This is a genomic window from Caulobacter sp. B11, assembly GCF_002737765.1.
Taxonomy (GTDB): domain Bacteria; phylum Pseudomonadota; class Alphaproteobacteria; order Caulobacterales; family Caulobacteraceae; genus Caulobacter.
Genome location: NZ_PEGG01000150.1, coordinates 1 through 6425 on the forward strand (window position 1 = coordinate 1; position 6425 = coordinate 6425).

General features: G+C 69.5%; 5 protein-coding genes and 2 pseudogenes. 4 read left to right on the forward strand and 3 right to left on the reverse strand.

All coding sequences use genetic code 11. From position 1 onward, the window contains the following. Window positions 1–209: 209 nt before the first annotated feature. Together CSW58_RS15740 and CSW58_RS14040 are read right to left on the reverse strand one after the other, a co-directional pair. On the reverse strand, window positions 210–344 hold the full coding sequence (locus CSW58_RS15740; protein WP_255406564.1) for a hypothetical protein: 135 nt from the start codon (window positions 342–344) through the stop codon (window positions 210–212). 259 nt (window positions 345–603) lie between these two features. After that, window positions 604–963, reverse strand: a complete 360-nt coding sequence (locus tag CSW58_RS14040) for a hypothetical protein (RefSeq protein WP_099446862.1) — start codon at window positions 961–963, stop codon at window positions 604–606. An 11-nt stretch (window positions 964–974) separates the two neighbouring features. On the opposite strand from CSW58_RS14040, the gene CSW58_RS07430 reads away from it, so the two are divergent. The 4 genes and pseudogenes from CSW58_RS07430 to CSW58_RS07445 form a co-directional block, all read left to right on the forward strand. Continuing rightward, window positions 975–2120, forward strand: coding sequence for an aminotransferase class I/II-fold pyridoxal phosphate-dependent enzyme (locus CSW58_RS07430; RefSeq protein ID WP_099446863.1), 1146 nt, complete (start codon window positions 975–977; stop codon window positions 2118–2120). A 230-nt stretch (window positions 2121–2350) separates the two neighbouring features. Further along, a complete protein-coding gene (locus CSW58_RS07435; protein ID WP_099446864.1) occupies window positions 2351–3355 on the forward strand; it encodes an aldo/keto reductase in 1005 nt (334 codons plus the stop codon). A 170-nt stretch (window positions 3356–3525) separates the two neighbouring features. Further along, window positions 3526–4550: pseudogene (locus CSW58_RS07440) on the forward strand (mechanosensitive ion channel family protein). 78 nt (window positions 4551–4628) lie between these two features. Continuing rightward, window positions 4629–5673, forward strand: a pseudogene (locus CSW58_RS07445) (CoA ester lyase); the annotation flags it as partial. Here the strand turns inward: CSW58_RS07445 and CSW58_RS07450 are convergent. Beyond that, window positions 5667–6191: an OsmC family protein gene (locus CSW58_RS07450; RefSeq protein WP_369825109.1), complete on the reverse strand. Its 525-nt coding sequence runs from the start codon at window positions 6189–6191 to the stop codon at window positions 5667–5669. The pseudogene CSW58_RS07445 and the gene CSW58_RS07450 sit on opposite strands and share 7 nt — an antisense overlap. Between the last annotated feature and the right edge of the window lie 234 nt (window positions 6192–6425).

Consider the following 6425-nt stretch of genomic DNA (forward strand, 5'->3'; position numbering starts at 1 on the left):
GCGGCCTGGTCCTGAGGGTCGAGTTCGTCAAGAAGGCTTGAGGTCAGAGCCGGGCGGCACGGGCTGAGCTCACATCTAGACCGTGTCGAACACAGGGCGGCGAAGGTCGCCACCGTGCCGAACGCCGCCAGGTTCAGGGCCATCAGGACCACGGTGCGCCAGATCGCCCCGAACCAGGACAGCCCATAGGCGCCGCGCAGATGGTCGAATCAGGAGTGCGCAAACAGCGCCGCCGCGAAGCCATACAAGGCCAGCATGATCGACCCGCCGTCGCCGCGCGCCAGGATCAGACCGGCGACCGGGGTGAGCAGCAGGATGAAGGCGAACTGGTAGATGGTCGTCACCAGGTGGGGTAGGCCGAGGCCTCCCGGCCGGCCAGCACAGGGCGCTCAGGCCCGCGAAGTGGCAGGGCATCATCGATCCCAGCATCACGAGGCCCGACAGCCGCCACTGCTCGGCGTCGCGGGCGATGCGTTCCGGCCATGTCGCCGGACCGGTGGTCGTAGTTGAAGACCAGCGCGCCAGAAAATAGACCGACAGGGCCAGCATCAGGGCGTGCCAGGGGGCGAGGGCCGCACGCGGCGCCGGCCAGCCAGTCGGCGGTCATCCTGCCCGGCGCGACCACCAGCCGGCCAGGCCGACCAGCGACCCCCGATTGACGTCGATCAGCCGGGCCCAGAGGTCGCGCGCCAGGTCCAGGACACTGTCGCGCACCTTGGCCGGCTGGCCGCAGGCGTGGCAGAACGGGCCCTGCAGCGGCGCCTGGCAGTTGGCGCAGACCGCGACCGCCGCCGGCCTCGGCCACGGCTGGAACGGGCTGGGCGGCCTGACGGCCGAACGGGCGGGGATGGGACATGCGGGCTCCTGCGCCCCTGGATAGCGCAGCGGGCTTAATCGCCTCTTGATGGAACGCGCAGATTTCGCCTGCGAAGGCAGGGCTTCCCCTTCGGCGGCGGGCGTCATACCAACGGGCCATGACCGCCCAGATCGAACCGTTCCGCGCCATGTTCATCAGCCGCCTGGCCCACCAGATGCAGGTGGAGGGGCGCTCGGTGATCCATATGGAATTCGGCCAGCCCTCGACGGGCGCCCCCGCCGCCGCCATCGCGGTGGCCCATCGCGTGCTCGACGCCGATCCGATGGGCTATTGGGAAAGCCCCGACCTCAAGGCCAGGATCTGCGCCCGCTACGCGACGACCGACGCGGTGGCGGTGGAGCCCGAGCGGATCATCCTGACCTGCGGGGCCTCGCCGGCCCTGGTCCTGGCCCTGTCGGCGGCCTTCGCGCCCGGCGACCGGGTGGCCCTGGCCCGGCCTGGCTATGTGGCCTATCGCAACACCCTCAAGGCCCTGCACCTGGTCCCGGTCGAGATCGCCTGCGGGCCGGAGGATCGCTACCAGTTGACCGCCCGGCATCTGGCGCAGATCGAGCCCGCCCCGGCCGGGGTGATCCTCGCCAGCCCGGCCAATCCGACCGGCACGATCATCGAGGCCGAGGAACTGGCCGCCATCGCCGCGGTCTGCCGCGAGCGCGGCATCCGCATCGTCTCCGACGAGATCTATCACGGCCTGTCCTACGGCCAGCCGACCCGCAGCCTGCTGGCCTTCGAGCCCAGGGCGATCATCGTCAACAGCTTCTCGAAATATTTCAGCATGGCCGGCTGGCGGCTGGGCTGGCTGGTGGCGCCCGACGATCTTGTCGATCAGGTTCGGGCCCTGATGAGCAACCTGTTCCTCACCCCGCCCTCGCTCAGCCAGCACGCGGCGGCGGCGGCCATGGACTGTATCGACGAGCTGGAGGGCCACCTGGCGGTCTATCGCGCCAACCGCGCCCTGATGCTGGACGCCCTGCCGGCCCTGGGCCTGTCGGCCATCGCCCCGCCGGACGGGGCCTTCTACATCTATGCGGACATCGGCCACCTGACGACCGACAGCCTGGCCTTCTGCGAGGCCCTGCTGCGCGACACCGGCGTCGCCACCGCCCCCGGCGTCGACTTCGACCCGGTCGAGGGCGGGCGCTTCATCCGCATCAGCTTCGCGGTGTCGACGGATCTGGTGGAGGAAGCGATCCGCCGGATGATCCCGTGGTTTGCGGGGCGGGCAGTTGGGGTGGACGGCTGATTCAAGCCGCGGCCTGCCCGGCGGGGCGGCTTGCTTCAGATCCTCCCCCAGAGGGGGAGGTGGCCCGGAGGGCCGGAGGGGGAAGTGACTTCTGACTTTCGGCGACCTCCCCCTCCGTCGCTCCGCGACACCTCCCCCTTCAGGGGGAGGATCGCCGATCCTCCGAGCCGACCCTCTGGGCGAGAGCGTCAGAGCGCCCTATCTGTAGGCTGCAACAAGGAGCCTCCCCCATGAAGACCCGCAAACTCGGCGACGGCCTTGACGTGTCAGCCCTCGGCCTGGGCTGTATGGGGATGAGCTGGGCCTATGGGCCGGCGCCCGACAAGGCGCAAACCGTCAAGCTGCTGGCCCGCGCCGTCGAGCTGGGCGTGACCTTCTTCGACACCGCCGAGGTCTATGGCCCGTTCGTCAATGAAGAGCTGGTCGGCGAGGGTTTGAGGCCGTTCCGCGACAAGGTGGTGATCGCCACCAAGTTCGGCTTCAAGATCGCCCCGCCGAAAGAGGCCGGCGGCCCGGCCCGGATGGTCGGGGTCGACAGCCGGCCCGAGCATATTCGCGAGGTCGCCGAGGCCTCGCTCAAGCGCCTGGGCGTCGAGGCCATCGACCTGCTCTACCAGCACCGGGTCGATCCCAATGTGCCGATCGAGGAGGTGGCCGGCGCGGTCAAGGATCTGATCGCCGAGGGCAAGGTCAAGCATTTCGGCCTCTCGGAAGCCGGCGTCGACACCATCCGCCGGGCCCATGCGGTGCAGCCGGTGGCGGCCCTGCAGAGCGAATATTCCCTGTGGACCCGCGATCCGGAGGCGCAGATCCTGCCGGTGCTGCGCCAGCTGGGTATCGGTCTGGTGCCCTATAGCCCGCTGGGCCGGGGCTTCCTGACCGGGGGCCTGACCAGCGACGCCGGCCTGGCCGCCGACGACTTCCGCCGCGGCCTGCCGCGCTTCCAGGGCGAGGCGATGACCGCCAACCTGTCTCTGGTCGAGACCCTCAAGGCCCTGGCCGCCGAACGGGGCGCCACCCCCGCCCAGCTGGCCCTGGCCTGGCTGCTGCACCAGGGGCCCGACATCGTCCCGATCCCCGGCACGACGAAGATCGCCCGGTTGGAAGAGAACCTCGCCGCGGTCGAGCTGGTCCTGTCGGACGACGACCTGGCCCGGATCAGCGCCGCCGTGCCCGAAACGGCGGTCGAGGGCGCGCGCTACAGCGAGGCCGGTCTGGCGATGGTCGGGCGATAGGTAAAGTTCGGAACCCCCGCCCCCTTGCGGGGCGGGGGCAGGGGGTGGGGGTGTCGGCTCCGTGTCGGCCTATTCGGAGCCGGCGCCCCCATCCCCAACCCCTTCCCCGCGAGGGGGAAGGGGCTTTTGCGACTTGATCCCCGCCGCCGCAGCAGATCAAACTCCCGGCCATGTCCGACAACCCGTTGCATACCCTAGACAGCTTCGAACTGGTCAAGCTGGGCAAGGCGTCGATCACCGTGGGCGGGCTTCTGGCCGGGCTGGTGATCATCATCGCCGCGGTGATCGCCGCGCGCCTGGCCTCGGCCGGCCTGCGCCGTCTGCGGGCCCGGGCGGTGGGCAGCGCCGCCTCGCTCTATATCGTCGAGAAGCTGTCCAGCTATGGCCTGATCCTGGTCGGCTTCCTCGCGGCCCTATCGACCATGGGCATCGACCTGACCTCGCTGGCGGTGTTCGCCGGGGCCCTGGGCGTCGGCATCGGCCTGGGCCTGCAGGGGGTGGTCAAGGACTTCGCCTCGGGCATTTCCCTGGTCTTCGAGCGGCTGGTGGCGGTGGGCGATTTCGTCGAGCTGTCGAACGGCGCGCGTGGCGTGGTCCATGAGATCGGGCCCCGGGCCACCCGCATCCGCACCAATGACGCCACCGACATCATCGTGCCCAACTCGGTGCTGGTGAACGACCAGGTGGTCAACTGGACCCTGCACAACCAGACCCGCCGCATCCGCGTGCCCTTCGTCACCGCCTTTGGGGTCGACAAGGAAAAGGTCCGCGAGGCGGTGCTGAAGGCCGCCCGCTCGGTGCCCTTCACCTCGGCCGACGACGCCGTGCGCCGCACCCAGGTCTGGCTGGTCGGGTTCGGCGAATACGCCCTGAAGTTCGAGCTGATCGTCTGGCCGACCGTCGAGGCGGTGCGCCGCCCCGCCGCGATCTTCGCCGCTTATAGCTGGGCCATCGACGACGCCCTGCGGGCCGCCCAGATCGAGATCCCGGTGCCGCAGCGCGACCTGCGTCTGCGCGGCCTGTTCGGCGAGGAGGGCGAGGACGCCCGCGAGGCCCTGCGCCTGGCGCCGCTGTCGCACCGCACCAAGCGCCGCGCCTCGCGCCACCCGTCAGCAACGACGCGGCCGAGGAACTGGCCCGCGAGGATCCCGACGAGGTGCCGCCGCCCTCGGCCAGCAAACCTGAACAGCGATAAGTCGCGGCCTCTTGACCGCGATGCCGCGCCGCCGCAGTTTCTCGCAACTGCGAAAAGAAGACGGATGGGAAGCGACCGATGAAGACCGCGCGAGGCTTTTTCAGACCCTTGGCCATCGGGGCCCCGACGCCGTACCGCGAGCTTCCGGCCCGGGTCGAGCGGATGATCCACTTCGTGCCGCCGCATCTGGACAAGGTGCGCGCCAAGATCCCCGAGATCGCCCCGACCGTCGATGTCATCCTGGCCAATCTGGAAGACGCCATCCCCGCCGACGCCAAGGGCGCGGCCCTGGCCGGCACGATCGCCATGGCCCGCGAGGTCGACTTCAAGGCCCTGGACGTCGGTCTGTGGGTGCGGATCAACTGCCTCAACTCGCCCTGGCACCTGGACGAGATCGCCACCCTGGTCGAAAAGGCCGGCGACAAGATCGACGTGATCATGGTCCCCAAGGTCGAGGGGCCGTGGGACATCTTCTACATGGACCAGCTCTTGGCCTCGCTGGAAGCCAAGCATGGGGTCACCCGGCCGATCCTGCTGCACGCTATCCTCGAGACCGCCGAGGGGGTGATGAATGTCGAGCAGATCGCCGGCGCCAGTCCGCGCATGCAGGGCATCAGCCTGGGCCCGGCCGACCTGGCCGCCAGCCGCGCCATGAAGACTACCCGGGTCGGCGGCGGCCATCCTGGCTATCGGGTCATCGAGGATCCGCATGCGGACGGTTCGCCGCGCGTCAGCGTTCAGCAGGACCTGTGGCACTACACCTTCGCCAAGATGGTCGACGCCTGCGCCGCCCATGGCATCAAGCCGTTCTACGGCCCGTTCGGGGCGATCGACGATCCGGTCGCCTGCGAGCAGCAGTTCCGCAACGCCTTCCTGATGGGCTGCGCCGGGGCCTGGAGCCTGCATCCCAGCCAGATCGCCATCGCCAAGCAGGTGTTCTCGCCCGCGCCCGACGAGGTGATCTTCGCCAAGCGCATCCTCGAAGCCATGCCCGACGGCACCGGCGTGGCCATGCTCGACGGCAAGATGCAGGACGACGCCACCTGGAAACAGGCCAAGGTCATGGTCGACTTGCGCCCGGCAGATCGCCGGCAAAGGACCCGAATACAAGGCGCTTTACGGGTTTCTGATGAGATCCTCCCTCATCAGGGGGAGGATCGCGCCTACCTCGCCGTCGTCTCCACCCGCGCCGGCCGTCAGCAGCTTGTGCACCGGGCAGGCGTTCGCGACTGCCATCAGCCGTGCGCGCTGATCGGCGTCGAGATCGCCCGACAGGGTATGACCGCGGTCAAAGACATCGGCGGGCGTCGCGCCGGCCTCCCGCCGCCAGGTGACCTCGACACGCATCGCGCCCAGGGTCCAGGCTTGCGCGGGCGTAGAGCCGCAGGGTCTGGCGGTGCAGGCCGCCAGGCCGGCCGCCACCAGGTCATGCGGGTCGGGGCCGAGACCCAGGCCACCGGCCTGGACGGCCAGATCGGCGGCGAGCCGGCTCGGGCCGGCGGTGACCAGGATCTGCACGCCGCCATGACCGCTGTCGTCGGCGCTGGCGGAAGGGCGGGGGGCGTCGGTCATCTCAGGCTCCCGGCGATGAGACAAGCTGGATAGCTGGGGCCAAATCACCCCATTGCCGCGCTCAATCATTGTTCGCTTGATGAAATCAGGCGGCCTGGCTCTGGCGCTGACCTGGAACAGGTGCGTGGCGCCGCGCCAGACCTCGACAAGATCCACAGGTACGCTGCACGTCGATCAGCTCGTTCGCCGGCCGACGCGCGGCCTCATCGTCGACAGGGCGTGACGTCGAACGCGGGACCGAACCATCGGGGTCGACACAGAAAAAAGTGAACACCTGCATGGGAACATCCGTTCGCATCAGGC

What these genes read in the sequence shown, in the direction of transcription:
- CSW58_RS07435 (WP_099446864.1), top strand. Translation starts at nt 2,351, where the DNA reads ATGAAGACCCGCAAACTCGGCGACGGCCTTGACGTGTCAGCCCTCGGC.
- CSW58_RS07450 (WP_369825109.1), bottom strand. Translation starts at nt 6,191, where the DNA reads ATGATTGAGCGCGGCAATGGGGTGATTTGGCCCCAGCTATCCAGCTTG.
- CSW58_RS14040 (WP_099446862.1), bottom strand. Translation starts at nt 963, where the DNA reads ATGACGCCCGCCGCCGAAGGGGAAGCCCTGCCTTCGCAGGCGAAATCT.
- CSW58_RS07430 (WP_099446863.1), top strand. Translation starts at nt 975, where the DNA reads ATGACCGCCCAGATCGAACCGTTCCGCGCCATGTTCATCAGCCGCCTG.